The organism is Desulfosporosinus sp. I2, from assembly GCF_000960765.1.
Taxonomy (GTDB): Bacteria; Bacillota; Desulfitobacteriia; order Desulfitobacteriales; family Desulfitobacteriaceae; genus Desulfosporosinus.
The window spans coordinates 1-267 of record NZ_JYNH01000338.1 but is presented as its reverse complement, the minus strand read 5'-3'; the positions used below and the strand labels follow the sequence as shown (position 1 = coordinate 267).

Genomic DNA, 267 nt, shown 5'->3' with positions numbered 1-267 from the left:
GAGAGCATTGCCATAAACTGGGGATGCATATCTGTGGGAAAATCCGGGATAAGGCATCGTCTTAAGATCCACCCCGCTAATTCTTCCCCTCTGTTGAACACGGATAGCCTCATCCATCAGAGTTATAATAGCTCCTGATTGGCGCAATTTTGCAATAACCGGTTCCAAATGCTCTGGTACTACATTCTTAATCAACACATCTCCCTCAGTCATGACTGCAGCAATCATATGGGTTCCCGCCTCGATCCGATCCGGTATAACAGTATG

At 46.4% G+C, this 267-nt stretch carries 1 pseudogene; it reads right to left on the bottom strand.

Annotated elements, in window-relative coordinates:
* A pseudogene (locus UF75_RS25995) lies at positions 1-267 on the bottom strand (UDP-N-acetylglucosamine 1-carboxyvinyltransferase); the annotation flags it as partial.